General features: G+C 47.0%; 25 protein-coding genes. 8 read left to right on the top strand and 17 right to left on the bottom strand.

The genetic code is table 11. The features are described from left to right. Positions 1 to 128: 128 nt before the first annotated feature. The 5 genes from fabI to AC1DLM_RS02975 all read right to left on the bottom strand — a co-directional run bounded on the left by fabI (position 129) and on the right by AC1DLM_RS02975 (position 5009). Positions 129 to 899 carry an enoyl-ACP reductase FabI gene (gene fabI / locus AC1DLM_RS02955; RefSeq protein ID WP_028555353.1) on the bottom strand — a complete coding sequence of 257 codons (771 nt, stop codon included), beginning with the start codon at positions 897 to 899 and terminating at the stop codon, positions 129 to 131. Positions 900 to 996: 97 nt separating this feature from the next. Next, positions 997 to 1986 (bottom strand): UV DNA damage repair endonuclease UvsE, encoded by a 990-nt coding sequence (gene uvsE / locus AC1DLM_RS02960; RefSeq protein WP_441990759.1) that lies wholly within the window; start codon positions 1984 to 1986, stop codon positions 997 to 999. A 492-nt stretch (positions 1987 to 2478) separates the two neighbouring features. Further along, a complete protein-coding gene (locus tag AC1DLM_RS02965; protein ID WP_441990760.1) occupies positions 2479 to 2796 on the bottom strand; it encodes a hypothetical protein in 318 nt (105 codons plus the stop codon). Positions 2797 to 2803: 7 nt separating this feature from the next. Then, complete coding sequence (locus AC1DLM_RS02970; protein WP_477569077.1) at positions 2804 to 3946, bottom strand: D-alanine--D-alanine ligase; 1143 nt, start codon at positions 3944 to 3946, stop codon at positions 2804 to 2806. Between the two features lie 40 nt (positions 3947 to 3986). Then, a complete protein-coding gene (locus AC1DLM_RS02975; RefSeq protein ID WP_477569078.1) occupies positions 3987 to 5009 on the bottom strand; it encodes an amidase domain-containing protein in 1023 nt (340 codons plus the stop codon). 235 nt (positions 5010 to 5244) lie between these two features. Here AC1DLM_RS02975 and acnA point away from each other — a divergent pair, with 235 nt between their 5' ends. Then, positions 5245 to 7962, top strand: a complete 2718-nt coding sequence (acnA, locus tag AC1DLM_RS02980; RefSeq protein ID WP_477569079.1) for an aconitate hydratase AcnA — start codon at positions 5245 to 5247, stop codon at positions 7960 to 7962. Positions 7963 to 8191: 229 nt separating this feature from the next. Next, entirely contained in the window at positions 8192 to 8860 is a 669-nt protein-coding gene (sleB, locus tag AC1DLM_RS02985) for a spore cortex-lytic enzyme (RefSeq protein ID WP_441990763.1), read from the top strand. 113 nt (positions 8861 to 8973) lie between these two features. On the opposite strand, the gene AC1DLM_RS02990 is transcribed toward sleB, so the two are convergent. From AC1DLM_RS02990 to AC1DLM_RS03000, 3 genes are all read right to left on the bottom strand, one after another. After that, positions 8974 to 9891, bottom strand: a complete 918-nt coding sequence (locus AC1DLM_RS02990) for an SRPBCC family protein (RefSeq protein ID WP_477569080.1) — start codon at positions 9889 to 9891, stop codon at positions 8974 to 8976. A gap of 121 nt (positions 9892 to 10012) precedes the next feature. Next, entirely contained in the window at positions 10013 to 10909 is an 897-nt protein-coding gene (locus tag AC1DLM_RS02995; RefSeq protein WP_441990765.1) for a cation diffusion facilitator family transporter, read from the bottom strand. 686 nt (positions 10910 to 11595) lie between these two features. Next, positions 11596 to 12339 (bottom strand): IclR family transcriptional regulator, encoded by a 744-nt coding sequence (locus AC1DLM_RS03000; RefSeq protein WP_056617559.1) that lies wholly within the window; start codon positions 12337 to 12339, stop codon positions 11596 to 11598. A 297-nt stretch (positions 12340 to 12636) separates the two neighbouring features. On the opposite strand from AC1DLM_RS03000, the gene AC1DLM_RS03005 reads away from it, so the two are divergent. Further along, complete coding sequence (locus tag AC1DLM_RS03005) at positions 12637 to 13662, top strand: alpha/beta hydrolase (protein WP_477569081.1); 1026 nt, start codon at positions 12637 to 12639, stop codon at positions 13660 to 13662. A 793-nt stretch (positions 13663 to 14455) separates the two neighbouring features. Then, positions 14456 to 14581 carry a hypothetical protein gene (locus AC1DLM_RS03010; protein WP_477569082.1) on the top strand — a complete coding sequence of 42 codons (126 nt, stop codon included), beginning with the start codon at positions 14456 to 14458 and terminating at the stop codon, positions 14579 to 14581. Positions 14582 to 15145: 564 nt separating this feature from the next. On the opposite strand, the gene AC1DLM_RS03015 is transcribed toward AC1DLM_RS03010, so the two are convergent. The 9 genes from AC1DLM_RS03015 to AC1DLM_RS03055 form a co-directional block, all read right to left on the bottom strand. Next, complete coding sequence (locus tag AC1DLM_RS03015; protein WP_441990768.1) at positions 15146 to 16471, bottom strand: deoxyguanosinetriphosphate triphosphohydrolase family protein; 1326 nt, start codon at positions 16469 to 16471, stop codon at positions 15146 to 15148. Between the two features lie 261 nt (positions 16472 to 16732). After that, positions 16733 to 17320 (bottom strand): GTP cyclohydrolase I FolE, encoded by a 588-nt coding sequence (folE, locus tag AC1DLM_RS03020; RefSeq protein WP_171629464.1) that lies wholly within the window; start codon positions 17318 to 17320, stop codon positions 16733 to 16735. 25 nt (positions 17321 to 17345) lie between these two features. Further along, positions 17346 to 17567: a YneF family protein gene (locus AC1DLM_RS03025; RefSeq protein WP_056617548.1), complete on the bottom strand. Its 222-nt coding sequence runs from the start codon at positions 17565 to 17567 to the stop codon at positions 17346 to 17348. A gap of 78 nt (positions 17568 to 17645) precedes the next feature. Next, entirely contained in the window at positions 17646 to 18677 is a 1032-nt protein-coding gene (locus AC1DLM_RS03030) for an HD-GYP domain-containing protein (RefSeq protein WP_441990769.1), read from the bottom strand. A gap of 34 nt (positions 18678 to 18711) precedes the next feature. Beyond that, the gene (locus AC1DLM_RS03035) at positions 18712 to 19248 is read right to left on the bottom strand and encodes a methylated-DNA--[protein]-cysteine S-methyltransferase (protein WP_477569083.1); all 537 of its coding nucleotides are present in this window, start codon (positions 19246 to 19248) and stop codon (positions 18712 to 18714) included. 1 nt (position 19249) lies between these two features. Beyond that, positions 19250 to 20431, bottom strand: a complete 1182-nt coding sequence (queG, locus tag AC1DLM_RS03040) for a tRNA epoxyqueuosine(34) reductase QueG (protein WP_477569084.1) — start codon at positions 20429 to 20431, stop codon at positions 19250 to 19252. 183 nt (positions 20432 to 20614) lie between these two features. After that, entirely contained in the window at positions 20615 to 21214 is a 600-nt protein-coding gene (gene lepB / locus AC1DLM_RS03045) for a signal peptidase I (RefSeq protein WP_441990772.1), read from the bottom strand. Continuing rightward, positions 21215 to 21769: a DUF402 domain-containing protein gene (locus AC1DLM_RS03050; RefSeq protein WP_441990773.1), complete on the bottom strand. Its 555-nt coding sequence runs from the start codon at positions 21767 to 21769 to the stop codon at positions 21215 to 21217. A 142-nt stretch (positions 21770 to 21911) separates the two neighbouring features. Next, entirely contained in the window at positions 21912 to 22343 is a 432-nt protein-coding gene (locus tag AC1DLM_RS03055; protein WP_436233776.1) for a GNAT family N-acetyltransferase, read from the bottom strand. Positions 22344 to 22658: 315 nt separating this feature from the next. On the opposite strand from AC1DLM_RS03055, the gene AC1DLM_RS03060 reads away from it, so the two are divergent. The 4 genes from AC1DLM_RS03060 (at position 22659) to AC1DLM_RS03075 (ending at position 26728) form a co-directional block, all read left to right on the top strand. Continuing rightward, the gene (locus AC1DLM_RS03060) at positions 22659 to 24215 is read left to right on the top strand and encodes a spore germination protein (protein ID WP_477569085.1); all 1557 of its coding nucleotides are present in this window, start codon (positions 22659 to 22661) and stop codon (positions 24213 to 24215) included. Next, complete coding sequence (locus AC1DLM_RS03065; RefSeq protein ID WP_477569086.1) at positions 24212 to 25312, top strand: GerAB/ArcD/ProY family transporter; 1101 nt, start codon at positions 24212 to 24214, stop codon at positions 25310 to 25312. Before AC1DLM_RS03060 ends, AC1DLM_RS03065 begins: the two co-directional genes overlap by 4 nt. Next, a complete protein-coding gene (locus AC1DLM_RS03070; RefSeq protein ID WP_477569087.1) occupies positions 25309 to 26433 on the top strand; it encodes a Ger(x)C family spore germination protein in 1125 nt (374 codons plus the stop codon). The genes AC1DLM_RS03065 and AC1DLM_RS03070 overlap by 4 nt, the downstream gene beginning before the upstream one ends. 70 nt (positions 26434 to 26503) lie before the next feature. Further along, entirely contained in the window at positions 26504 to 26728 is a 225-nt protein-coding gene (locus tag AC1DLM_RS03075; RefSeq protein WP_171629432.1) for a hypothetical protein, read from the top strand. Positions 26729 to 26744: the final 16 nt, after the last annotated feature.

Here is a 26744-nt window from a genome sequence, read left to right on the forward strand (position 1 = left end):
TACTAGTGCGTTTCATCCTAATTTATTCGTACATTTTCACATTGGCGCGGAAATTCATATAAAAAAACCGTATCGGCACCAAAGCCGTACGGTTTTCTATCTTCTTTTATCTATGAAAATAAAACCTTTTATATACCAACGATGTGGTATCCGCCGTCTACATAAATAACTTCGCCTGTGATTCCACGGGACAAATTGCTCATAAGGAACATCGCCGTATCACCAACTTCAGCTGTATCTGTTGTTTTGCGAAGTGGAGCTTTCTCTTCGACTTGACGCAGGATGGAGTTGAAATCCTTGATGCCTTTGGCAGCCAACGTACGGATCGGACCTGCCGAGATGCCGTTAACGCGAATACCGAATTGGCCAAGATCTGCCGCGAGGTAACGAACGCTAGCTTCAAGCGCAGCTTTGGCAACGCCCATCACGTTGTAGTTCTTCATAGCGCGCTCTGCGCCAAGGTACGTCATCGTCATGATGCTTCCGCCTTCGGTCATCAGCGGGTAAATGCGTTTGGATACGGCCACTAGGGAGTAAGCACTGATGTCATGCGCAAGCGCGAAACCATCGCGTGATGTGTCCACGAACAGCCCGTCCAACTCTTCTGTTTTGGCAAAAGCAATACTATGAACAAGTCCATGCACGACTCCGAACTTCTCTTTGAGTGCAGAAGCCAAAGTATCGATTTCTGCATCTACGGTTACGTTACAAGGCATCAACGTGGAGCCTGGGATCGTATCGGCAAGCTTGCGTACGCGTTCCTCAACGCGCTCGTTTTCGAACGTGAACACCAAATTAGCGCCTTGTGCGGCTAAAGATTGTGCAATGGCCCAAGCGATACTGCGGTCATTAGCAACACCCATTACAAGTATATTTTTTCCGTTTAACAATTGACTCATGGTTCGTAGAAGCCCCTCTCACAATGGCATGGTTAGTCATTAGATCTACCTTCCAAAGTACCCCATTTTGTCCAACAATTCAAGAAAAATATGGGATTTAGAGCTGTAGCGACGCTTCATCGAGGGCTGTGACGCCTTCTTGTTCCTTGAGGTCCTCCATGAGCTTGAAAAGTGCGCTATCCTTCATCTTCGCTTCGATCATAATATCCAGTTTCGGTGTGATGGGGGCTATAGCTTTCAGAAAATTGTATAAAGGCCCTACCTCCACATAGTCGGCATGACTTCTTGGTTCTGTTTCGCCTTTGGGACTGGAAACGTGAATTTTGGGTGGGAGTGAGGATGATGCCTCATCTAGATGCAAGCGCGCACGCGTTAGCCAGGTTTCTTGAATGCGCGGCCACAGCTCGACTGCGTCTTCGCCATTGTTGTTGACTGTATGATGATGCACATCCAGAACCATTGGAGCACCGACTTCCTCAGCAATCTCGAGCGTCTCTAGAGCATTGAAGGTTTTGTCGTCATTTTCGAGCGTGATTCGTCGTTGAATCGGAATACGCATGGCGGTGAAGTTTTGGACAAATCGCTTCGCGGATTTACTTTTATCCCCATAGGAACCGCCAACATGAATGTTGCACATCGCTTCCATCCCAAGCCCCATGGCGTTTAGCATGGCGGAGTGACGCTCCAAATCTTCGACCGATTTCTGGAGCACATCCTTTCTCGCGGTACTGAGCACGGTGAAGTGATCGGGATGGAAGCTGACGCGCATGTTATTCTGCTTGGCGTAGCTGCCAAGTTCCTCAAATTCTGCCGATAAGGCAGGGATCGGATCCCAATCACCCAGCATCTCGTGACCAATCAGCGGAATGAAGCGTGAGGAAAATCTGAACACCATGATATCATGAGCACGATTATGTTTGAGCAAACGGAGCGTATTATGTAAGTTCTCAGCGCCGATGCGCTGCAGCTTGCGAATAGCTGCCTCGCGATCGAGCAGCTTGCTGAAGTTTGTTGCCGTCATCGTCTTGGACGGGGAAGCATTCTTTACCACAGTGGACATGGCTACGTATCCTAGGCGAATAAGCATGTTCGGTTAACCTCCAGGTTCGTTTGCAAATGGATTGTATTAGATTACCCCTGCGAAAAGGTGTACATACCAGAAAAGGCTCAAGCGATTCRCAAATATAATTAACTGGAAAAAGTACAGCTATTTTGAAGGGATTTCTTCGAACACTCGAATTAACTGTAAAATATGTAGGTAAAACTGCCTTTTTTGTTCAGATCGGGTAAAATGGTTAAAATTAACTGGAGGTTGTCCATCTATTCTGTTTTTATTCGGAAAATCCAGATTATTAACTGTAAAAAATCCATCTATTCATCAGGCGACAGGATAATTCCACGAAATTCCTACCCGATTACTTCTTTTCTAACTCAGCAAAACATACACCTACTTCTACACATTCCCCATCTCAACTTGCAACCAGCATGCCACACATCAGCAGGCCATATGAAATAAGCATCGCTTGACCAAAGGCCCTAACATACAAAAAACACCGACCCCCGAAAGGTCGGTGCTTCTTTAAGCTTGCTCTCCGAAAAACATTTCGAACGCAAGCGAGGTCTGAATGCGAGCTTCTTCCTCGGTTAACCGCCGGATGAGCTCCATTTCCACTTGTGTAACCTCGTCACCTTGGAAATTGATTTCCGCGATGGAGGCCACGATACGCACGATGGCGATCGCTTGGTTCTCAGGCGTGTACGCGATAACCTTCTGGCCTGTCGGGAAAACGCGGAAGCCGCTTTTTACCATTTTGCCGCGGCCATACTCCAGCAGCTCGTAGAGCTCTTGCTCGGACTTAAACTTACAAACTGAATTGAATTCCGTTTGAAATCCCATGGCTTATCTACTCCGCATCGAAAGAATATTGGATATTTTGTTTAGCTGCGTGGCGCTCAAGCGCCAAACGAATGAGATCATCCAGCAGCTCTTTATAAGGTTTACCTGTCTCTTGCCATAGCAATGGGTACATGCTGAATGGGGTGAAGCCAGGCATCGTATTGATTTCATTGATATAGATTTTCTGATCGATTTTGCCTAGGAAAAAGTCCACACGTGACAACCCGCTGCCATCCACCGCCAAGAACGCACGAATCGCCAGCGCTCTGACTTCATCCGATATCTCTTGGGAAATCTCGGCAGGAATAATCATCGCTGATTTGCCGTCCAAATATTTGGCTTTATAATCGTAGAATTCATTCGAAGATACGACTTCACCTACGACAGAAGCGATAGGCTCATCATTCCCCAGAACGGCAACTTCGATTTCACGGGCATCGATATTCTCTTCAATAATCACTTTGCGATCGTATTGGAAAGCAAAAGCAACGGCCGCGATCAGCTCTTCTTGATTTCTCGCTTTGGAAATCCCAACGCTTGAGCCTAAGTTAGCCGGCTTCACGAAGCATGGGTAGCCAATCGCTGTTTCCAGCTCCAAGAGATGATAAGCGCGGTTCTTTTCCCACTCGGTGCGGGTAAAATGACGGAAAATGCACTGTGGAAGTCCTTCCTGCGCGAAAACCTTCTTCATCATGACTTTATCCATGCCGACAGCAGAAGCCAGTACACCAGCACCTACATAGGGGATATTCGCCATTTCCAAAAGTCCTTGAATCGTTCCATCTTCCCCGAACGTTCCATGTAAAAGCGGGAATACGACATCTAATCCGAGATCCTCCGCTCCAGCGGTTGTAATAGAAGAAACAGCTACGTCACCCTTCGTTTGAATACCGCCGAAAATTGGGGACAGTGCGTTGGAAGCAGGAGCACCAGCATCGTCCGTACTGAAGGTCAGCGCTTCCTTGGACTCAGCAGGACCCAAAAGCGGCGTTCCGCTTCTCCACTCGCCTTTTTTGGATATATAAAACGGTGTTATCTCATATTTCGTGAAGTCCACAGCTTTCATAACTGCCAATGCTGTTTGCAAAGACACGTCATGCTCACCGGATTTCCCTCCATAAATTAAACCAATTCGTATTTTGCGGCTCATTACGTACCTCCGTCTAGTATTTACAAATCTCTATGCCATCTTACATTTCATCAGCAACATGAATGAACATGTATTTCGTCCGTTCTGACCAAGCAGGTGAATCCTTGTATGCCCAGTACCGATTACGGCTATTAAAGGTATGCGCATTAACGAGCGGCATCCCATTGGCATCTTTACCTATAACGATTGTGTTGTGCTGGAAGCGGCCGTCGCCATCCCAATCATAGCTGATGGTGTCTCCTGGCTGTAGCTCCCAAGCGTCCTTGACGACTGTACCTGTCAAACCATGCTTATGTGGACGCTCAAGGTAATGATGCAAGCTGTTGGCTACTGCCCAACTATAGCTCCAAAGCTCTTGATTTCCTTTTTTGCCAGCATACCACCAGCCCGATTCCCTTTTCCCAGTATAGTCCATTGGAGCCCMGCCTGCAAAGAGGCATTGCGAGACATAGTTCGTGCAATCTACTTCGAAATACTCATAACTAGGATTCGGTGTTTGCCACCATTTTTCCGCATATTGGACGGCTTTGGGACGATTATAAATGATTTTGCGGTGAGCGGATTCCAGACCACTCGTATTGCGTATACTAGGATTGATATAAGGAAGAGATGGTGAGCTGCGCTGGGTGTCTAGGAACGTTTCATTCTCTGACAAATGGAAGCTGCGGCCGCGGCTAGGCTGAGACTTTTCGCTTTGTACGAGCTCCGCACTTTGAACTTTCCAGCCTGAAACATTTTGCTCAATGATCACTCGTTCTGATTCTATACGCTCCTCCTGATGTTCTATCAAACCAATTTGATAGGTCAAAAACCGATGCAACTGGATATCCGCAATAATACCATATGGCAATTCCTTAACACCTTGCATACGGAGCTTGGTTTCTCCGCGCAGCAGCTTAGCGTCACGTTCTCGGTAACTGTTCAGGAGCCTTCGCACCTTGACATCCTGTTTCCGTACATAAGCGCTGTCCGAGACAAATGCTTCCAAGGGTGCGGATGAGCCCTCAAGCTCAGCCTGATTTTTCGCATGAACGTAATTGTAGAGCGCTGTTTTCCAGGACATCTTGGTATCCCTCCTTAGCTTTTATTAAGGCATGGAATAAGTTTCATTAGGACAAGCCCGAATTGCTTTGAATTGATTCAATATATGACATTTTGATGGTAAAAATGATTGAAATTAATCTTTACTCACACGTGGCGAAGCGCTATACTTGAGGTAGAGGGAATTATGAAATCGAGTTTCACTAGATGAAATTCGATGGCATGGTTAGATATTATCATTTGAGGAGGAACTACCTATGTCCAATAAGGACTCTTTTTCTGTGCGCAAGCAGTTAACTGTCGGCACGAAATCGTTCCAGTATTACAGCCTTCCTGACTTTGAAAGCCAAGGTCACGGCACGATCACCAATCTTCCTGTTTCCATCCGCGTTTTGCTTGAAGCTGCTATTCGTCAATTTGACGGTCGCGCGATTACAAGTGAGCACGTGAAACAAATCGCTGGCTGGGCTGAAGGCCGCGATGAGAACAAAGAAATCCCTTTCATTCCTGCTCGTATCGTTCTTCAAGATTTCACAGGCGTTCCAGTCGTCGTTGACCTTGCGGCAATGCGTGCGACTATGGCTCGTGAAGGTGGAGATCCTAGACGTATTAACCCACTAGTTCCTGTTGACCTTGTAATTGACCACTCTGTCATGGTTGATGCTTTCGGTTCCCCGGATGCACTCGAAATGAACATTAACTTAGAATTCGAAAGAAACGAAGAGCGTTACCGCTTCTTGCGTTGGGCACAAACAGCATTCGATAACTTCCGTGCAGTGCCACCTTCAACAGGTATCGTTCACCAAGTTAACTTGGAGTACTTGGCATCTGTTGCAGCAACGAAAACAATTGACGGCGAAACTGTCGTGTACCCGGATTCCCTCGTAGGTACAGACTCCCATACAACGATGATCAACGGTCTTGGTGTTGTAGGTTGGGGCGTTGGCGGTATCGAAGCGGAAGCTGGTATGCTTGGTCAACCTCTATACTTCGTCGCTCCAGACGTTGTTGGTTTCAAATTGACTGGTCAATTGGCAGAAGGCGCTACAGCGACTGACTTGGCGTTGACAGTTACTCAAATTTTGCGTAAAAAAGGCGTTGTTGGTAAATTCGTTGAGTTCTTCGGTCCTGGACTAAGCAACATTTCCTTGGCTGACCGTGCAACAGTTGCGAACATGGCTCCTGAGTACGGCGCAACAATCGGTTTCTTCCCTGTCGATAACGAAACATTGAACTACTTGCGTGCTACTGGCCGTGAGGAAGAGCAAATCGCGCTTGTTGAAGCTTACTACAAAGCACAAGGCATGTTCCGCACAGACAGCACACCAGATCCAGTGTTCAYAGATGTTCTTGAGCTTGATCTTAGCACGGTAGTTCCAAGCTTAGCTGGTCCTAAACGTCCGCAAGATCGCGTAGAACTTACGAACATGAAAGAATCTTTCAACGCTATCATCCGTACACCGATCGAAAAAGGCGGATACGGCTTGACGGAAGAGAAAGTGGCTGAAGTTGTTGATGTTGTATATCCAAACGAAACCGTTAAAATGGGTACTGGCGCAGTCGTCATCGCGGCGATTACTTCCTGTACGAATACATCCAACCCAAGCGTTATGATCGGTGCTGGTCTCGTAGCGAAAAAAGCGGTAGCTCTTGGTTTGAAAAAACCAGCTTTCGTAAAAAGCTCTTTGACACCAGGTTCCCTTGTTGTTACTGAGTACCTGATTAAAGCAGGCCTTCTTGAGTCCCTAGAAGCTCTTGGCTTCCACGTTGCTGGTTACGGCTGTGCAACTTGTATCGGTAACTCCGGTCCGCTTCCAGACGAAGTAAGCAAAGCGATTATCGACAACGATATGACCGTTGCCGCTGTTATCTCCGGTAACCGTAACTTCGAAGGCCGCGTGCATGCACAAGTAAAAGCGAACTACCTTGGATCACCTCCATTAGTTGTTGCTTATGCTCTTGCAGGTACTGTGAACATCGATCTTGCGACAGATCCAATCGGTAATGACCACACTGGCAAACCTGTCTACTTGAAAGATATCTGGCCTACAAACCAAGAGATCCAAGATGCGCTTAACATAGCTATGAGCCCTGACATGTTCCGCGACAAATACAGCAATGTATTCCGTGCGAATGAGCGTTTCAACCAAATTCAAATTCCAGAAGGCGATCTGTACGAGTTCGACACGAACTCCACATACATCCAAGAGCCTCCTTTCTTCACAGACCTAGGTACCGTTCTTGATGATATCGCAGATATCCGCAGCGCCAAAACACTAGCACTTATGGGCGATTCCGTAACAACGGATCACATCTCCCCTGCTGGTAACATCAAAGTAGACAGCCCTGGAGGCCAATACTTGATCAACCATGGTGTAAAAAGAGAAGACTTCAACTCCTACGGTTCCCGTCGTGGGAACCACGAAGTGATGATGCGCGGTACGTTCGCGAACATTCGTATTCGTAACCAAGTGGCTCCAGGAACTGAAGGCGGCGTTACAACTTACTTGCCAACTGGCGAAGTCGAGTCCATTTATGATGCTTCCATGAAGTATCAAGCTGAAGGCCAAAACCTTGTCGTTATCGCAGGTAAAGAGTACGGAACTGGATCTTCCCGTGACTGGGCAGCTAAAGGTACTTTCTTGCTAGGCGTTAAAGCAGTTATCGCTGAAAGCTTCGAGCGTATCCACCGTAGTAACCTTGTTGGAATGGGTGTTCTTCCACTTCAATTCGTTAACGGCGAAAGCTGGAAAACGCTAGGAATTACGGGTCGCGAGACTTTCGACATCACTGGCCTTAGCAACGACGTACAACCAGGTTCAACAGTAAAAGTAACTGCAACTCGTGAAGATGGCACTAGCTTCGAATTCACAGCTCTTGTGCGTTTGGATAGCTTGGTAGACGTAGACTACTACCGTAACGGTGGTATCCTGCAAACCGTTCTTCGTTCGATTCTTGCGGAAAACAAAAACTAATTATATACACTCAATAACCAGCAAAACACACAAAAAAGCTCGTGATTGCCTTCATGGCAGTCTCGGGCTTTTTCCTATTCATGGGAATAACAATGATTAATTCGCTCATTTCAATAAAAAAATGACCCTGCTCAACCCTTAGAGCCCCAAGAGATTGACTTACATTTCCAAAAACTGCGGGTTGAGACGAGGTATACTGGCACTTATACTGAGGAAAGCGAAAGGGGAGATGAAGATGATGTTGATTAAAAAACTAGTCGTAGTCGCACTCGTAGCTTCCTTTGGTTTAGGGATGAATGCAGGTACGTGGAGCCCGAAGGCATCCGCAGCAGAAGCTACGACTTTAAAGCAAGGTACACAAAATGGTGACGTATGGGACGCACAATTCCGACTAAAAACTTTAGGCATTTATGAGCCTTCTATAGATGGAAAATATGGTCCGATTACAGCCGCGGCAGTTCGTAACTTCCAAACGAATTATGGACTTAGCGTGGATGGGATCGTTGGTGCGAAGACGTGGGAGTACTTGCGTAAATTCACAGTGAATCAAGCAGAGCTCGATATGCTGGCTAAAGTCATTTATAGTGAGGCACGCGGAGAATCCTATGAGGGTCAAGTAGCTGTTGGAGCGGTTGTTATGAACCGACTAAAATCCAGTCAGTTCGAGAATACCATTCAAGGCATCGTGTTCGAAGTTGGTGCTTTTACGGCAGTCAGCGATGGCCAATATAATTTAACGCCGGATAGTCAAGCTTATAAAGCTGCCTTAGAGGCTGTTCGCGGCTGGGACCCAACGGGTGGCGCGCTTTACTATTTCAATCCGAAAACAGCGACAAGCTCATGGATCTGGACTCGTCAACAGACGCTACAGATTGGGAATCATATTTTCGCGAAATAACATGTGTGCGAATCGTGTGATGAACGCGATGTATAAATAAAAAACACCTCTAGATGGAGCCGCAAATGCGAGCTCGTGTGTAGGGGTGTTTTTTTGTCACAATGAGTTGCTCCCTACACTTGTTCCGCTAACTCTTTCATGTGCTTCATAACTTCGAGATGYACATTGCGAATGATGCTTTTCGTCCACATATCAAAATAAAGGGATGGCTTCACCTTTAAATCATACCAGCTTGTGCCTACTAATGTCGTAGTCCCGTCACCATTATCTTCTAGGATGAATTGTCCTTTAGACAAGCTTATATGCCCTAAAATTTCTGGATCGTCAGGCAACTTCGTAATCGCGAAGGTTAGCTTTCGGTTTTCTTCATATTCTACGATTCTCTCATCGAATACAATGCCGTTGCTGAAAATACACTTACGTTCTGCGCCGACATAATGGCCTTCTGCCGTGGATTGAATGGGGCTTGGCAAGCCGATTTTAAATAACCAATAGTCAGGCTCTGACGTAATGGGTGAAAATGCCGTGACATTTTGCCATACGACTTCGGGTTTCGCATGTATGAGAATTCGGTCGGTAACCTGGCTTTCACCAGGTTCCGCTGTGATGATATTTGTAAATACGAGAACGGTCATCGCCGCAAGAATACTGACGTTTAACGTTGTTTGGTTCCATTTGAACATCAGTTTACCCATCAGAACCCCAAGTAAAATAAAGAGATAAATCAGTGGAGCCACGATAATAAGACAAATATAGCCCTCGCCCATCATGAAATAACTATAAATTAAACCCACAACTAGATTAAGAAATGCGTATCCAAAACACGGACCAACTGTGACGCGGTGTTTTCGCCAGAAAAAAGCATTAATGATGCCCATGATGAATGGAAGCAAGACAAAGTCGGACAAGATCAATATTCCTTCTACACCTGTAGCTAGTTTGATGATATAGGCGGTCAACAGCATAAAGAAGATTCCACATCCGTTTGCCACCGCGATACCTATCCAAATGTCTTTTGCTCTTCGACTCAAAGCTTTCACTCCTTTAAACTGTAACGTAGACGTTGTCGATAAGATGCTATGACTAATCTAACGCGAATCGGAGTGATTGTAAATAATATCCAAAAACAATGTAAAAAGCCGACGCAACAACTCAGGCGTCAGCTTGCTCTTCATACCAAGGATTTAAGTGGACTAGTACCTCATCCACATCACTATGGGCTTCTTTGATTTTCTGCTTAATGCTGCGACTAATGTCGTGACCTTCTTGGATCGACAATTGGCCCGGAATGCCAAGCCTCGCATCAACTAATATGTAATGACCATGTTCCCTCGCACGTAGTCGATCAATCCGCTTAACTTCTGGCACACCTCGGATTAACGCAGCATACTGCTCGATATAGGCAGGACTAACACTTCGCTCCATCAAAATATCAAAGGATTCGCTGCCCATTTCGTAGGCTAACTTCAATACAAGGAAAGAGACGATGATCCCCGCTACAGGATCTCCGTACGCCAAGTAGCTAATATTGTAATGATCTCCGAGTAATGCTAGACCAATCCCTACAGAAGCCGCTATAGAGGCGTACACGTCCGCTAAATGATCGTAGGCTGTGGCTATCAACCCTTTGCTATTGAGCTGCTTTCCTATACGCATCGTGTAGACATAGAGAATTTGTTTCCATACGAGGGAAACAACAGCTGCGCAAAGGGCAATGATATGTGCCTCTCCTGCTGCCTCGAACAGGGCATGTATGGAGTGATAGCCCATATAGATCGCGGCTAAGCCCAGTATTATTGCAACGATAAAAGCACCGAGCACCTCTGCTTTTCCATGCCCGTAAGGATGATCGACATCCGCTGGTTTGGAGGATACGCGCATGGAGCTGTAAGCTGTTGCTGTCGCGATGACATCCCCAGCGTTATGAATACCGTCAGCAATCAGTACTTGGCTATTGAACAGAAGGCCGACGATGATTTTGATGGCGGTCAGCACGATGTTACTGGCCAAGCTTATCCAAATCGCCAGCATCGAGGCTGTCTTCTTCATGGTTTGCCCACTCCCCTTCCCATGTTTAGTATGGCTTAACGGCGGCAAAGCATCCGTCTATGTTGGGCGATTTAGATGGGGACTTGGGTTGGGAGTGGGAGGGACGTGATGGCGACAAACATAGTGTCGATGGAGTAAAGTAATTGATTTTGTGAGAACTCTCACGTCTTCAAATCCAATAACCCTGTCAAAAATGCAAAAGAGCACTTTTCGAATGGATTCCGCTCTCGTTATTGGAAATTGATGCAAATAGGCATCTATTTGGAGTGATTTCAGGAGATTCTCATGAAATACGTTAAAAAGGTTGCCTATTTGCACGCATTTGTCAATTCCAACCATAAATTAGTAGAAAAGGTTGTATTTTTGCATTTTTGAGAAAGGGGAGAGACTCTCTCTAAACCCCGCTTTGTCTCCACGCCTCCCCCTGCTCTCCCCATGCCAGCAGCACCCGTCTGGAATCCCACTCACTCACCTCACCTATCCTAACAACATTGGGGATGCGATGGGACGATGGGGGCAGGAGGTCCGTACGGGTTGCACGGGACAGGAGAGCCAGGGCGCGGCAGCGCAATGAAAAAGCAGTAATAAGCAAGTTTACCTTGCTTATTACTGCTTAGATCAGAGGCTTATCGCGAGATAAGACCACCGCGATTGCTTATGTACTGCAAGATGGCCAACGATACCGCTTAGCGCAGCATCGTACCCATCCGGCGCGCCGCCTCCATAATCGTCGGCGCCTGCTCTTGCATCAGCTCCAGCGTGAGCCTGTTCGCTGGACCTGAGACCGCGAGGGCGGCCACTAGTCGGCCGCCGCGGTCGAGAATCGGCGCGGACACAGCCGCCGCGCCAGGCTCGCGCTCTTCGACGCTCGTGGCGAAGCCCGCGCGTCGTGTGTCGCTGAGCTGCTGCAGGTACGCCTGCGTGTCTAACCCTGTCGGCCAGTCGGCCGAGGTTAGCAGCTGCTCCAGCAGCCCTGGCTCAGCGAAGGCGACGAGCACCTTGCTCGAGGCGCCGACGTAAAGCGGCATTCGCGCCCCGACAGGGGCCACACGGCGAATGGCATGGTTGCTCTGCACGGCTTGGATGCGCACGCGCACCAGGCCGTCCTGCACGTACAGCGAGATCGTCTCGCCGAGCTGATCGCGCAGCCGTTCCATCTCCGGCAGCAGAATGATGCCGGGGTCTCCCTCTTTGGACAAGTTAGCCGAGAGCTCCCAGAGCCGGTAACCCAGTCTGTACTTATCCGTCGCTTCATCACGCATGATGAAGCCCTTGCCTTCAAGCGATGCGAGAAGGCGATGCACGGTGCTTTTGTGAAGCTGCACACGTGTAGCAATTTCGGTTAACGTCAATTCTGACGCCCCCGTGAAACAAAGCATAATATCTAAAGCGCGCTCAACAGCACGCACGGTCAGCTTGCCATCTTCCATAGAAGAGTCACCACCTTTATAAGCCAAACTGTTTCACTATATGAAACCTTGTTATGTTCAGTATAACGAAACTACGTGGAACCGTAAAGGTCAAACACCTCTTTTTCCCATTATTACAGAACCGTTACAATAGGCTTACAAATGCCGCATCCACATTGACTTGTAAGCGCATTCAGAATAATATTAAGTTATAGAAATATTTATCAGAATATTTAAACAATTAACTCTCCCTTCCAATTTTACACCTCTAACTAGCGAAATTTCACATACACATCTTCACGGAGGGAGGCTTCATCGATGTCTACTACTACACTACATCCTGTAACGGGATCGCTGCAACCCACTCTTGATCAGGTTACACAACCTTTTTTACGCAGGAAAAAGCTAATCGCCACATCTTTTTTAGCCTTATTAATTCTATGCACCTCAGTCGTACTCATCTTCCACGCTTACATTGCTTGGACTTTGGCTAGGCCACATATTGAGCCTCTACATTCAAATCCGATGAAAGCTGTCCGACTTCCTTATACGAACATTTCGTTTCCGAGTCTAAACGGTAAATCCAACTTAGATGGCTGGTTCATCCCAGCAGCAGGCTCGAGTAAAACTGTCATTTTCTCACATGGTTATGGCGGCAATCGTGAAGAAGAATGGGTTCCTTTGTACACCTTAGCCCGCGAGCTTCATAAAAAGCAGTATAATGTTCTCATGTTTGACTATGGCTACGTGAATCCCACAAGTAGTCGCCTCATGACCGGCGGTGTTCAGGAATCCCAAGAGCTGCTTGGGGCCATTGATTACATCAAACAGTCCACTGGTGGTTCAATCTTTATTTGGGGCTTTTCCATGGGGGCAGGCACTGCCTTACAAACTGCTCTACAGCAAAAAGGAGATATTTCAGGGATGATCCTAGACAGCACATTTCTGCTGAACTCAGACACCCTTTATCAAAATATGAATCAAGTCGTACATCTGCCAAAATACCCTTCTCTCCCACTTGTTCGTTTATTCTTCCCTTTACTTAATGGCGTAAGCTTGCATGACGTGCCTTTCACTAAAGTAACTACAACGTCATATGAGATGCCGATCTTCTTGATTCATGGCACAAATGATAACAAGGCTCCTCATCTTTTAGTCGAGGCTATGTTCAAGCTGCAACACAATACCGCCTCTAAGCTATGGATTCTCCCTAACGCACAGCATGAACTTCTGTACCGCGCTGAGCCCAAAACGTATGTGAGCCGCACGATGGACTTCCTCGGCAGTATTGAACCATCGGCCACATCCGAGCACGTTAACGCTGGTATTCCCTCCTCCCTATAAAATCGACCTCTGATGAGGTCGGTATTTTTTTGCCTTTTATCGGCTTGCACGCCTATACAAACCTATACGAAAAAGAGGCAAGCAACGCTTACCCCTCATCAGCCAAATCTGCCAAACTCTCAACCGTATGCTCCTGTGTCGCTACTTAACTGGAAAACCTACAGCTAATTCTGACTAATTTTATTGATTATTAAATTTAGATGGAAAAGGTACAGCTACATGTCGCGGTTTCCGCTAATTCCCCTTAAAACCGCTAAATTAACTACAGGAAATCCATCTAAACTTCCTAAATGTGAAAAACTTGCTAGATTAGCTGTACTAAATCCATCTATTTGCACGCGGCGGGGGTGGTGGATTTGTGCTGGTGGGTGGTGGGGTGTGATGAGTGACAAGCGGCTACTGGTGGGTTACGGTTTGTTAAGTGACAAGTGGCTGCTGGTGAGTTACGGTTTATGTTAAGTGACAAGCGGCTACTGGTGAGTTAAGGTTTATGTTAAGTGACAAGCGGCTACTGGTGGGTTACGGTTTGTGGTAAGTGACAAGCGGCTACTGGTGGATTACGGTTTGTGGTGAGTGACAAGCGGCTACTGGTGGGTTACGGGTTTGTTAAGTGACAAGCGGCTACTGGTGAGTTACGGTTTGTGGTAAGTGACAAGCGGCTACTGGTGGATTACGGTTTGTGGTAAGTGAGAAGCGGTTACTGGTGGATTACGGTTTATGTTAAGTGACAAGTGGCTACTGGTGGGTTACGATTTGTGGTAAGTGACAAGCGGCTACTGGTGGATTACGTTTTGTGGTAAGTGACAAGCGGCTGCTGGTGGGTTACGGGTTGTGGTATGTAAAAAGTGGCTACTGGTGGGTTACGGTTTGTGGTAAAGTGACAAGCGGCTACTGGTGGATTACGGTTTGTGGTAAGTGACAAGCGGCTACTAGTGAGTTCCGGTTTATGTTAAGTGACAAGCGGCTACTGGTGGGTTACGGTTTGTGGTAAGTGACAAGCGGCTACTGTTGAGTGATGGTTAGTGGTGAGTGAAAAGTAGCTAGTTACTTAGGTCCTTACTTAGACCCTGGACTCACTATACTCTTGTGCATTACACTCCGTATGCGCTTCGATCCAAGTGCCCCATGTATGCCCATAACAGCCAACTTAACTGGAAAACCTACAGCTAATTTTGGCATATTTCGTTGATTTTTGAATTTAAATGGAAAAAGTACAGCTAAATGTTGCAGTTTCCGCCATTTCCCCTTAAAACCATCAAATTAGCTACAGGAAATCCATCTAATCTTCCTAAATGAGGAAAACTAGATTGAATAGCTGTATATAATCCATCTATTTGCGCTCTAGCGGCGGCTGGTTGGTGGAAGAGAGGTGGCGAGGTGCTTGTGGCTACTTGTAAGGTACTTCCTGGTGCTTGTGGCTACTTGTAGCTACCAGCACCCGCTCACATCTACTTGCAGACAGAACTTGAGTGGGCACGCCCACTCAATCCATCTCGTAAATCGAGCCCGATTTACTCGCGAACAACTCCGCGTATACCTTCTCGGCATACGCATCGGTCATGCCCGAGATGTAGTCCGCGACGAAGCGCGGCCAGCTCCAATTACTATTCGTGCTGCGCCGCTCGTAGCTATCGATCCAGTCGGGCGGGATGATCCATTGCCCTTTGTCTTTTTCGATGAAGCTGTCCCAGAGACGCTCGACGATGATCTCGCTGCGCTTTTGCAGACGCAGGACGCGGAAATCCTTGATCAGCGTGACCCACGCCAGCTTCTTAAGGATCTCCATCGTGCGAAGCAAATCCATATCCTCTGCTCCGTCTTTGACGAGGGCGACCTTCTTCCAGCCGCGATCCGTGTCGTCGATGATGTCGAGACGGCTGGCGAAGGAGCTGACCCAGCGCGCTTTCATCTCTCTGCGCGTCCGTGATTCCTCGCGGTTGCACTCAGCAAAAATAAGCTCCCATTGCTCCAAATAATCATGCAGAACCCGGCGCACCATCTGCTCAATATCAACTTGCTCCCAGCCGAATTTATGCTGATTGGGATCGTTCAATATCTCCATCACGAGATGTCGAATCAATCGTTGATCCTCGAAAAAGGTAGCGTTCATTTGAATTTTGCCTGCCCGAATGCCATCCTCGATATCGTGCGTAGAATACGCAATATCATCGCAGAGGTCCATCAATTGCGCTTCCAATGTGGAACAACCGACAGGCATTTTCCAAATGTCACGAAGCTCCTGAATGACGTCCCACTCTGCCCCGTAGACACCCTTGAGACGCCCCTCTTCCTCGATCAAAAAAGGATACTTGTTGATACCGAGAAGCACAGCTGCCGTCAGATCCAGGCCACTCTCGCTGCCTGCTCGTTTTTCAAGAAACATGAGGATCCGGAAGTTTTGCGCATTGCCCTCATATTTCAAGCCGTGATCCCTCATCAGGATATGATTGAGCACTTCTTCGCCCTTATGTCCAAAAGGCGGGTGACCGAAGTCATGCGCTATGGATGCGCACTCGACAACGGTCGGATCGATGATCAGGCCTGGGTGCTCTCTTTTGCTCAAAAAGGGATTCGTCCGCTCTAAACGCTTCGCCACTTCTCGTGCAATCTGTGCAACCTCCAAGGAGTGCGTCAGACGAGTCCGATAGTAATCTCCCGAACCGGCCCCGAACACCTGAGATTTCCCTTGTAGACGCCGAAAAGTTGGTGACTGAATCAACCTTGCATAATCCCGTTCAAATTCATCCCGTTCTTCACTCCATTTCGAGGAAGCTGCCTCACCAGGCCGATATTTACGTATGTTGTTCATATGCTTGCCTCCTCTAGCCCTCTAGCGCTGTAGGGCGCCGTTCTTACCTGTATCCTGCTGCTGGGGCGATTCCTCACACTGCTATCAGTTTATGCGAGAGCATGTACGATAGTCACCATTCGACCCCCTGATGCAGAAGGATTATATTTTTAAAAGAATACTATATTCTCCATTCCCCAACAAGCCCAACCTGGTGCACAACTGAAAAAAGGGAATGATGCACAAGACCATTGTCTTCGTGCACATTCCCCGGTGCTCTTATTATTTTAATAATGATAGAAATTCCGAACGCAGTGTTGCATCCTTACGGAAAGAGCCGCGCACCGCAGATGTTACGGTTTGACTGCCGTATTTCTTCACGCCTCTGGCGCACATGCACATATGCTCGCCTTCAACGACAACCATGACGCCATGCGGCTTAAGCACATCGAATAGAATGTCAGCAATTTCTGAGGTAATACGTTCTTGTACTTGCAGCTTGCGTGTAACGACATCAACTAAACGAGCAAATTTGCTGAGACCAGCCACTTTACCGCTTGGCAAGTAACCAACATGGACTTTGCCAAAGAAAGGCGCCATATGGTGCTCACACTGGCTGTAGTAAACGATATCTTTGATAATAACTAGCTCTTCATGCTGTTCATCAAAAGTAACACCAAGTACTTCGCGAGGATCTGCTGCATACCCTGCAAAAATCTCTTCGTACATACGCGTTACACGAGCTGGCGTATCCAACAGACCTTCGCGATCTACATCTTCACCAATCAGTCGCAAAATTTCACGGACATGCCCTTCAATCTGCTCGCGATTTTCTGCAACTAATCCATTTTTATAATCGATGGATGCCATCTTCTCTACCACTCCACCCTATTTCTTATTTCCGCTTTTGGTTGAAATTTTGGTTCTTCATCATCTGTTGTGCTTTATTCAATTGTTGCTTATTCATGTTGTAACCCATTTGCTTCGCCATTTTGGCTAGCATTTCAGGATTGTTTTGCATGGATTCCAGCTGTCTCTTCAAATAGAATACACCAATAAAGAAACCGCCAACCAAACCTGCAATCAATGTGAGAATGGGAATTAAATAACTCCACATAACCTGTGCCCCCTGCTTGTACATAGTTAGAATAGAATGCTTGTTCTATCATATCATTTCTGTTCCACGGTTTACAAATTAAAGAACTTGTTCAATGAATAAAGTCGTTTCCTTCGCCAGATCGATCTCTTTGATGTCCAACACTTTATCTGTGGCATCCTGCTTCACAATCCGAATAATCGGGCGCGTTGGAAGTCCTCGATGCTGACCAACGACAACGCCAGTCTCCCGATTCGTCAATCGAACCGAAGTTCCCGTCGGATAGATCGAAACAATTTTCAAAAATTGAATCAACACATCGCGATCCAGCTTCGTTTCCGCCAACGCCAGCATATATTCACAGGCTTCATGCGGCAGCTTGCGGCGTCCTGCAGACATATCAAAGAGTAAGTTGTCGTACATATTGGCGACGGCAGTGATTTTGGCATAGAGATGAATATCTTCGCCCATGATCCCTCTCGGAACGCCTTCTCCATTCAGAGCCTCATGATGCTGAAAGGCAACATGTGCAATGAGCAGATTGAACTCACGCTTATTCTTCAATAGCTCAAACCCACGCCACGTATGATGTCGCCGCGGATCCTCCGATTCATCGTCTGTGAGCAGCTCCACTTTCCCAATATCATGCAAAAGCGCCCCCATAGCGAGATCCTTCAATTGGGTCGCATTCATCCCCATATTCATCCCGATGAGTACAGCCATCATACAGACGTTCATGGCATGGATATACATTTGATTATCCTGCGTCCGAATGTCATTCAACTGTACGAGAACATCACGATTTTTCATAATCTCATCTAGTAGTGTGTTGATGGACATGCTGACGTTGCGCGAGTTGAAATCTTTCCCTGACTGAATAGACGCGAACGTCTGCCCCATCTGTGTCATGACAAGTCGCTTCGTTTCATCCGATAGGATTTCTGGGATCTCCACATCTTCTAGGTTCGGGTCTTTGATATAAATCATCGTCACGCCAATTCGATTCAGCGTATTAATCATAAAAACGGTTAGCTGCACATTCTCCGAAAGCAAAATAGCCCCATTGCTGGCATATATCGTACGTCCCAGGAATTGACCGGACTCCACCGAATCCAAATGCACATATTTCATAGGATTCACTCCACAAGTTGTAGTTGTTGAACTTCTAGGTTAGCAATGATCGTTGTTCCAAATCTAATAGGTGCACTTTGGTCGGAAGGCCCCCGCCATATCCTACAAGATCGCCGTTTGCGCCAATGATCCGATGACAGGGGATGATGACAGGAATGGGATTCTGATTGTTCGCTCCCCCTACGGCTCTAACTGCTTTCGGCGAGCCAATCGCTTCCGCTATATGTTTATAGGATGCTGTCTCCCCATAAKGGATCGTTTGCAAAGCCAGCCATACACGCTTCTGAAAATCTGTTCCTTGTAGATCCAGATCCCCTTCAAAGCTCTCTCGTTCTCTCTTAAAATACTGCGTTAACTGCTCAGCTACGGGTGCTAGCTGCTCCGCATTTTCGCTGAGCTCAAACGCCCCATACCAACGACTTGCCCACTGCTCTCGTTGTTCTCGATTCTTCTCATAGGTACCGAACTCGACTTTGCAAAGGCCCTGTGGGGATGCCACAAGCACGAGGGAACCGATAGGCGAGTCGATCTCGGTATAGATGAGCAAGACTGCTTCTTGCGGTTGTTTCATTTTATTCCTCCTGAATGGCCACTGCTTGACTGTTCAGTACAGCTATGGCTTTCTCGATGTCCGTCTTCACCTGCGGCTCTTGCTCAGCCGCAGCAGCATTAGTTAAAGCGGCGAAAGTATCCTCGCCGCCGATACGCCCCAACGCCCACGCTGCGGTAGCCCGGATCTCCGGGCGCGGATCGCTCCGCAGCAGATCACTCAAGACCGGCACCGCCGTGCGGTCCTTGAAATTGCCCAGCGCGATGATGGCGTTGCGCTGGATGGGTTTTTTGCCGCGCCAGGAAGCTGCTATGCGCCCGTACTGCTCTTTGAAATCCTTGTTCGACATCGTGAGCAAGGGAATGAGCAGCGGCTTGACCTTCTCCGGGTCAGGCTGCAGTTCGGGATGATGCGTCCAGTTCATCCCCTTGTTCTTCGGGCAGACGACCTGGCAGGTATCACAGCCGTAGAGTCGGTTGCCGATTTTGCGTTTGTATTCGTCATCCACATACCCCTTGGTCTGTGTGATGAACGAGATGCAGCGGCTCGAATTGAGCTGCCCTGGGCCGACTAGCGCCCCTGTGGGACAGGCATCGATGCAAATCGTGCAGTCTCCGCATTGGTCCATAATACCTATATCGGATTCGAATGGGATGTTCGTGATCATTTCGCCCAAATACACCCACGAGCCCCATTCGGGGGTGATGACGGCGCAGTTTTTGCCGCTCCAGCCGATGCCGGCACGTTCGGCGACAGCGCGGTCGACGAGGGCACCGGTGTCGACCATGCTCTGCAGTCTCGCCTCCGGCACGCGCTCGGCGATGAAGGCTTCCAGCTTCGCGAGCCGATCGCGAAGCACGTCGTGGTAGTCGCTCCCCCACGAGGAGCGCGAGATCATGCCCCGATACGCCCCAGGCTCAGATCGGGGCGGGTTCGAGAGCTTCGACGGGTACGCGACGGCGATCGAGATGATCGACCGTGGCGCGTCGAAGCTCAGCTCGGGATGTACCCGCTTCTCGATGTCCGGCTCCTCGAAGCCGGATTCGAAGCCCTTCTCCCTATGGCGGAGAAGGATATCTTTCAATGCGTGAAACGGCTCCGCAGAAGTGAAGCCGATCTTATCAATACCAAGAGAGGGTGCGGCTTCCACGATCTCTTGTTGTAACTTGCGCCAGTCTGTTCTGTCAGGAATGGAAACCGCCAACCTGCTCACCTCTCTCAAGTCCAGTTTTGATCACGAAGTAGTCCAAGAAGCATACTCGACATCGAATATTGAATTCAGCCGGAACTTCCGGTGCTCACGTAGCTATCACTACGCTCCGCTCCTCATTTCCTAGCTTCTTTCAATCTTCTCGGTGCTGAAAACCGGACTTTTTTGAACACGAACTTAAAGCTTCCCCGCCATATCGAGCGGCCATAACACGAAGTCAGCCCGTCCTTGGACGAGACTGATCGGTATGACCCCGAACATACGGCTGTCTGCGCTTGCTGCCTGATGCCGGTTATCGCCCATTACGAAGATTTGGCCCGGTCCGACCTCTGTCGGTCCGAAGTCACCATCTTCGATAGGCGTATCTGCATACGGCTCCGTGACTTTATCGCCGTTCACATAGAGCGCCCCTTGGCGGCTCTGTACTTCATCGCCTGCGATAGCCACAACCCTTTTGACCAACAAAGGGTGCTGAGGTAATGCTAACTTCTCAGGCTCCTCAAGAATAACGATTTCACCCCGGCTCGGTGCTTTCAAATAGGTGATGGCTTTATTCACGAACAACCACTCGCCTTCTTGAAGCGTCGGATCCATCGAGTGACCGCGCACCGTAGATAGATTGAAACCGAATTGATGAACAATGATAACAACAAGAAGAGCTACGAGAATGGATTTCGTCCAATCCCACAGCTCGTGCGTGAAGCTTTTCGATTCATGAACATACCTTTGCGTAGAAACTTGTCTTTTCGAATCTTCTCGCCCTACAAAGAAGCTCACTTAACCGCCTCCGCTCTTATACTTTTCCCACTGCTCATAATAGTAGATCACCATGTCATCTTGGAAAGGCGGCTTGTCCTCATTCACTAACGCCAACAGCGTTGCAAGCCCCTCCTTTACCTTCGTTTCGACAAGGGACGAGTAATGGTAGCCGAGCTTATGACGCTCGTATTCATCTTGGTCTACAATATGTACCGTTCGATCTGGCAACCGGATAACATCCAAGTCATAATCGATATACGTTAAAATTTGCTGATTCACATACAAAGGAGAGGCCACATTACAGTAATAGCGTACCCCAGTCTCCTCTATAAGAGCAACGATATTAAACCACATTTTCGGAATAAAAAAAGAAACCCCTGGAATGCGGCTAACCCACTCTTTGCCATCCGCTTCTTGAATCTTTGTCTGACTATTAATGAACACAAGCATACCCTGCTTCTGATGCTCTTCATGGAGCATACTTGAAGGAACTCGCCAATTGGTCAACCACATGCGATGGAGATGCCCGTCGTGTTTGAAGCTTTTTATCACATACGGCGTGAAATTATCCATATTCCAAGCTCCTCTGTAAATTGCTGCCGAAACGTCATCTTATTATACTAGAAAAGCATATCTGACCCCCAATTGCAATGGCGGCACAGATATGCTCCCTATAAGCAAACTTATTTCATTCCCTACCAGTAACAAGTGAAGCCTAGACGCTTACTTTTTTCACAATGCTAAGTCGGTGAGCAGCTCTGGAAAAGTCATTTGAACTGTAACCAGCAGACTCATACACAGGCAGCACCATTTCATTGTGCACATCTACCGTTACCATAATTTTCTTAACATTCCGCCCGAGAAACCGCTGCTTCATTGCCTCGATCAAAGCTTTGCCGATACCCTTACGTTGATATGCTGTTGCGACTGCGATCCTATAGTAGTAGCCATTGTTGTTATCAATCGTGCCGATAATCATGCCTACGACTTGCTCTTCTTCTTGAGCGATTAAAACAAGCTCCGTGTCCCACGAAAGCTGACGAGCGAAGGCTTCAATCGTCTCTTCATAGCAGGTTTCCGACAGAACGTCTTCTAGAAGTTCTTTAACCGAAGAGGTATCACCAAGTTGAAATGAACGAACATGCATACGGTTCTCTCCCAATTCCATATTAATTTGTAGAGATTAATTTTCTGGTAAAGTAGTAAATACGACAAAAAAACACGAAATCCTGCTGAAAATGTGGTGAAATTCACAAAAAACTTTGTTTTTTTCGATATATCTCTTGAAAGCGCTTAAATGCAAGCGTTTTCAATTATAAAAATTCTGTTTTAGCTGATTATTCTAGTTCTTTTTACCTCTATGTATTCGTTATGATCTAGCCTTGAAGACGCATAAAAGGAGACGTGCCAAGGAACAATGAAGACAGAACTGTGAATTTGAGAATTTATGGGATGGATGAACATGGAATTGATCCGCCGCTTATTTAAAGCCGCAAATCGAATGCTCGAAGAAAGCACCAACGATCTACAGGAACCGCCACAGTCAGAAATCGTTGAAATTTCCACGAGCCTTTCCGAAAATCTAAATCAACTCGCCACGATTTTCAGTGACACACCCGATTTAATCGTGCGCACGTTCACTTATAAACAAACCGGAGCCTCCGCAGCACTGGTCTATCTAGATGGTCTCGTAGATAAAAATTCCATTAACAATAATGTCTTACATGAGCTCATGTTTCGCACAACGAATGATGAGAAGGACGAGTTGCCCGTCGCTATTGGCGATCTCAGCAGCCTCATTGCGTGGTCAGCGGTTGAAACGGCAATATTGTACGGCTATAGCGTTCTTTTCATTGATGGGCAAGCCCATGTTTATTCCTTAGAAACACAAGGCTGGCCGCAGCGAGCCATTGAGGATTCTCAAATTGAAGCTTCGCTGAAAGGCGCACATCAAGGCTTTATTGAAACGGGTAGTCAAAATATTGCCTTAATTCGTCGATACATCTCMAGCCGGGAGCTCAAGATTAAAGAACTTTATGTCGGAAACAGGACCAAAAGCAAAGTATCTATCTTGTATTTGGAAGATATTGCGCTCCCTGACATACGTCTTGAATTAGAGCGTCGCATCTCCAGCCTGCAGATCGACTGCATCTTAAATACGGGCGAGCTTGCGGAGTTAATCGAAGATAACCCCTTCTCCCTGTTTCCACAAATGATTACAACCGAAAGACCGGATACTGCAGCATCCCAGCTGTTGCAAGGACGCTATGTTGTCGTCGTTGATCGATCATCGAGTGTCTTGATTGCACCCGTAGGATTAGCAGCTTTCTTCCAAGGTATCGATGATTACAGCACACGTTGGCCCGTTGCTACCTTCTTTCGACTGCTTCGCTTCTTCGCTTGTATTATCGCAGCGTTTCTTCCGGCATTTTATATTGCCTGTGTCTCATATAATCATGAACTGATCCCCTTGGACTTGATTTTATCCATTGGCGAGTTTCGATCGGCGGTCCCCTTCCCGCCTTTCATTGAAGCACTCATTATGGAGATTATGCTCGAAATGTTAAGAGAGGCGGGCGTCCGTCTTCCTGCGCCAGTTGGCCAAACTGTCGGGATTGTAGGAGGTATTGTCATTGGACAAGCAGCGGTTCAAGCTGGCATCGTAAGCAATCTCATGGTCGTCGTCGTTGCGTCCACGGCGGTTGCCTCCTTCATTCTCCCTAATTATGATATGGCAGCTTCCGTTCGTTTGATTCGCTTCCCAATGATGACGATTGCATCCCTATACGGAATCATTGGGATTATGGCAGGCGCAATGGTTATACTAGCTCACCTCATTAGCTTAAAATCACTTGGAGAACCGTATAGCACGCCTATTGCACCGCTGCGAATGGCAGACTGGAAAGATGTGTTTATCCGCTTGCCACTCAAAAAAATGGTTCACCGCCCCAAAAGTGTGCGCTCTCTTCAAAAACGTCGATATAGCAGAATGAAGCAGAAAGGAAATGACTCTTCATGAATCCAGGGAAAGGCAATCAAATTACGCTGTTCCAATATATTTTGATTATTCACAGTGTTCAACTAGGTGTTAGCCTTATCCCTCTGCCTGGCGATCTTGCGAAAGGCTGCGGGACAGACGGATGGATTGTTCTAGTCATCGGATGGCTTGTTTCTATAGTCAGCAGCCTGATTATCATTCAGATCATGAAGTGTCACCCCAATGGTACGATCATTGACATATTGAGTCACTATTTTGGAAAATGGGTTGGAAAGGTCGGAATGGTTATGTTTGTGGGCTATTTCCTCCTCTATATCTTCTTAATTTATAACCGTATGGCCCTGTTAGTTCAGAATTGGATTATGCAGCAAACCAATATTTCCGTAATCATGCTGCTTTTCCTCCTTCCGGCTTATATGATTACCAGAGGGGGATTTCGCATTATTGGCCGTTATTCCGAAATACTCGTGTTCCTTTCCAGCAGCTTAATATTAACTTCCCTCTATCTATTCAAACATGCGCAATGGATTCATCTGCTACCCATACTGAAACATGGCTGGATACCGATCTTACAAACCGTAAGAACTAACATCCTGGCTTTTATCGGGTTTGAAATTGCCTTCTTTCTATACCCTTACTTAGAAAAAAAAAGCTCTGCTTCCCTCGGCATCATTATTGCAAATTCTGTATCTTTCCTTATTTACATGCTGTTTACGTTACTTGCTTACGTCAATTTCAGTCCAGACGAGATCACACAATACCATAATACGCTCATCTCTTTATTTAAAATCATTGAGTTTCGTTTTCTGGAACGCTTTGATATTTTAATCCTTTCCACCTACTTGCTGATTATCATAAGAACATTCCTTCCTGTGCTATATGCTGCAGTTATTTGTACGCAGCAGCTTGGACTCAAAGGACAGCCCCGACTGCACATCCTCCTCATACTTACCGTAATGGTAGCTGTCGCATGGATTTGGAAACCTGGTTGGGATGCGAGTGTGCGCTTAAAAGATATTGTGCAAAATATCGGAATCGGGATCGCTTTCGTTATGCCGCCGCTCTTATGGGCCATTCTAGCAGGCATGCGTCGAATCTTAAGGAGGGCTTCCCCATGAAGCCGATGCGTACAAGCCTTATTTTATTTCCGTTTTTCGCTTTCTTTATCCTGATATCTAGTTGTAAAGATCAAATGCCCTTAGAAAATATAACGCTTGTTCTTATGGTCGGTTTGGATTTGGATAAAAATAATAATCTCATCGTTTATTCATCAAGTCCCGTATTTAACAAGGAAGCCAAAGAGAAAAATGAAGTCACAAAAGTAACAGCGATTAACATCAGGGCTAGCCGAAACGAATTTGACACACGCGCTTCGGCACTTATCAGCGCAGGTAAAATCCAAAATGTGCTCATCAGCAAACGTATTTTGGCCCAAGACGACTGGTTTAAGCTACTGGACGTCTTCTTCCGTGACCCCAAAATATCTGAAACAGCCAGAGTGATCGCCATTGAGGGTTCCGTCGAGGAGATTATTAACTTTGCGCCAGCAGATAAACGGAGAATGTCCATGCATATTGCCAAGCTCCTGGACACCGCTCATATGCGCAACTTGGTACAAGTCTCAACACTCTTTGACCTCCATCGGCAAATGTATGAGAAAGGAATTACCCCCTACTTAACCGACCTTCGCAAGGATACAGAAGTTGTGGCAGCGGGCACGCTGTTTTTGAGTAAAAAAGGGAAATATGCCTACACCATCAACAATACAGAGAACCAACTTCTTCAAATGCTGCAAAAGGAGAAAAATGGCTCTCTATCCATATCCGTCAAGCTTCCTGAAGAGAAGGGAGAATCCATCTTTGAATCAGGCACACTCAGCTTTTATGCGTTGCGTGTCAAAAGGGAGATGAAAGTCACCTTCGCGCAGAATAAGTTCGTTTTTGACATCCAATTATCCATGCCGATTCAATTGACTGAAAAACCTTTCACCTTTGATGTAAGAAATGACGCGCCTAAGCTTGAAGCCGAGATCAATCAGCAGCTGGAAACGAAGATGAGGGCCCTTGTAAAAAAAATGCAAGAGCATGAAATTGATCCCATCGGTTTAGGCTTGTATGCGCGCGCCTATCAATTCAAGGCTTGGGAGCACGTACAGGATGAGTGGGGGCACGCGTTCTCGGAAGCCGAAGTGAACATTCATGTGAAAACGAAAATAAAGAATATGGGTGAAACTTTATAAAGCATGTATGAGATGCGTGAAAATACATCATCTTATAGGAGGATATTCCAATGAGAAAGGGGTGACACCTATGTCAGATAACAAAAACGAACTAGATCATGAACTTACGGCACATGAATACCCCCGCGAAATTCCGGATTTCCAATTTCTAAGCACCAAGAAACCTGAGGAGTGGACCGAAATCGAGCTGCTTCAGCTCCACCGGACCATGAGCGACTTGTCTCCCTACCTTCATGAGCAAGATACTGCCATGCACAATCAGATTACACGGGAAATGGAACGGCGCGGCATCTAAGGGACTACCGACTTAG

The organism is Paenibacillus sp. 01T442 (genome assembly GCF_056398345.1).

Excerpts from the sequence above, each read along its gene's own strand:
- AC1DLM_RS03070 (WP_477569087.1), top strand. The coding sequence starts at position 25,309 with ATGAAGCCGATGCGTACAAGCCTTATTTTATTTCCGTTTTTCGCTTTC.
- AC1DLM_RS02965 (WP_441990760.1), bottom strand. The coding sequence starts at position 2,796 with ATGGGATTTCAAACGGAATTCAATTCAGTTTGTAAGTTTAAGTCCGAG.
- AC1DLM_RS03005 (WP_477569081.1), top strand. The coding sequence starts at position 12,637 with ATGTCTACTACTACACTACATCCTGTAACGGGATCGCTGCAACCCACT.
- AC1DLM_RS03030 (WP_441990769.1), bottom strand. The coding sequence starts at position 18,677 with ATGAAATATGTGCATTTGGATTCGGTGGAGTCCGGTCAATTCCTGGGA.
- sleB (WP_441990763.1), top strand. The coding sequence starts at position 8,192 with ATGAAGATGATGTTGATTAAAAAACTAGTCGTAGTCGCACTCGTAGCT.
- AC1DLM_RS03050 (WP_441990773.1), bottom strand. The coding sequence starts at position 21,769 with ATGGATAATTTCACGCCGTATGTGATAAAAAGCTTCAAACACGACGGG.
- folE (WP_171629464.1), bottom strand. The coding sequence starts at position 17,320 with ATGGCATCCATCGATTATAAAAATGGATTAGTTGCAGAAAATCGCGAG.
- AC1DLM_RS03000 (WP_056617559.1), bottom strand. The coding sequence starts at position 12,339 with ATGGAAGATGGCAAGCTGACCGTGCGTGCTGTTGAGCGCGCTTTAGAT.
- AC1DLM_RS03025 (WP_056617548.1), bottom strand. The coding sequence starts at position 17,567 with ATGTGGAGTTATTTAATTCCCATTCTCACATTGATTGCAGGTTTGGTT.
- AC1DLM_RS02970 (WP_477569077.1), bottom strand. The coding sequence starts at position 3,946 with ATGAGCCGCAAAATACGAATTGGTTTAATTTATGGAGGGAAATCCGGT.
- uvsE (WP_441990759.1), bottom strand. The coding sequence starts at position 1,986 with ATGCTTATTCGCCTAGGATACGTAGCCATGTCCACTGTGGTAAAGAAT.
- AC1DLM_RS03015 (WP_441990768.1), bottom strand. The coding sequence starts at position 16,471 with ATGAACAACATACGTAAATATCGGCCTGGTGAGGCAGCTTCCTCGAAA.
- fabI (WP_028555353.1), bottom strand. The coding sequence starts at position 899 with ATGAGTCAATTGTTAAACGGAAAAAATATACTTGTAATGGGTGTTGCT.
- AC1DLM_RS03065 (WP_477569086.1), top strand. The coding sequence starts at position 24,212 with ATGAATCCAGGGAAAGGCAATCAAATTACGCTGTTCCAATATATTTTG.
- AC1DLM_RS03075 (WP_171629432.1), top strand. The coding sequence starts at position 26,504 with ATGTCAGATAACAAAAACGAACTAGATCATGAACTTACGGCACATGAA.
- AC1DLM_RS03055 (WP_436233776.1), bottom strand. The coding sequence starts at position 22,343 with ATGCATGTTCGTTCATTTCAACTTGGTGATACCTCTTCGGTTAAAGAA.
- AC1DLM_RS02995 (WP_441990765.1), bottom strand. The coding sequence starts at position 10,909 with ATGAAGAAGACAGCCTCGATGCTGGCGATTTGGATAAGCTTGGCCAGT.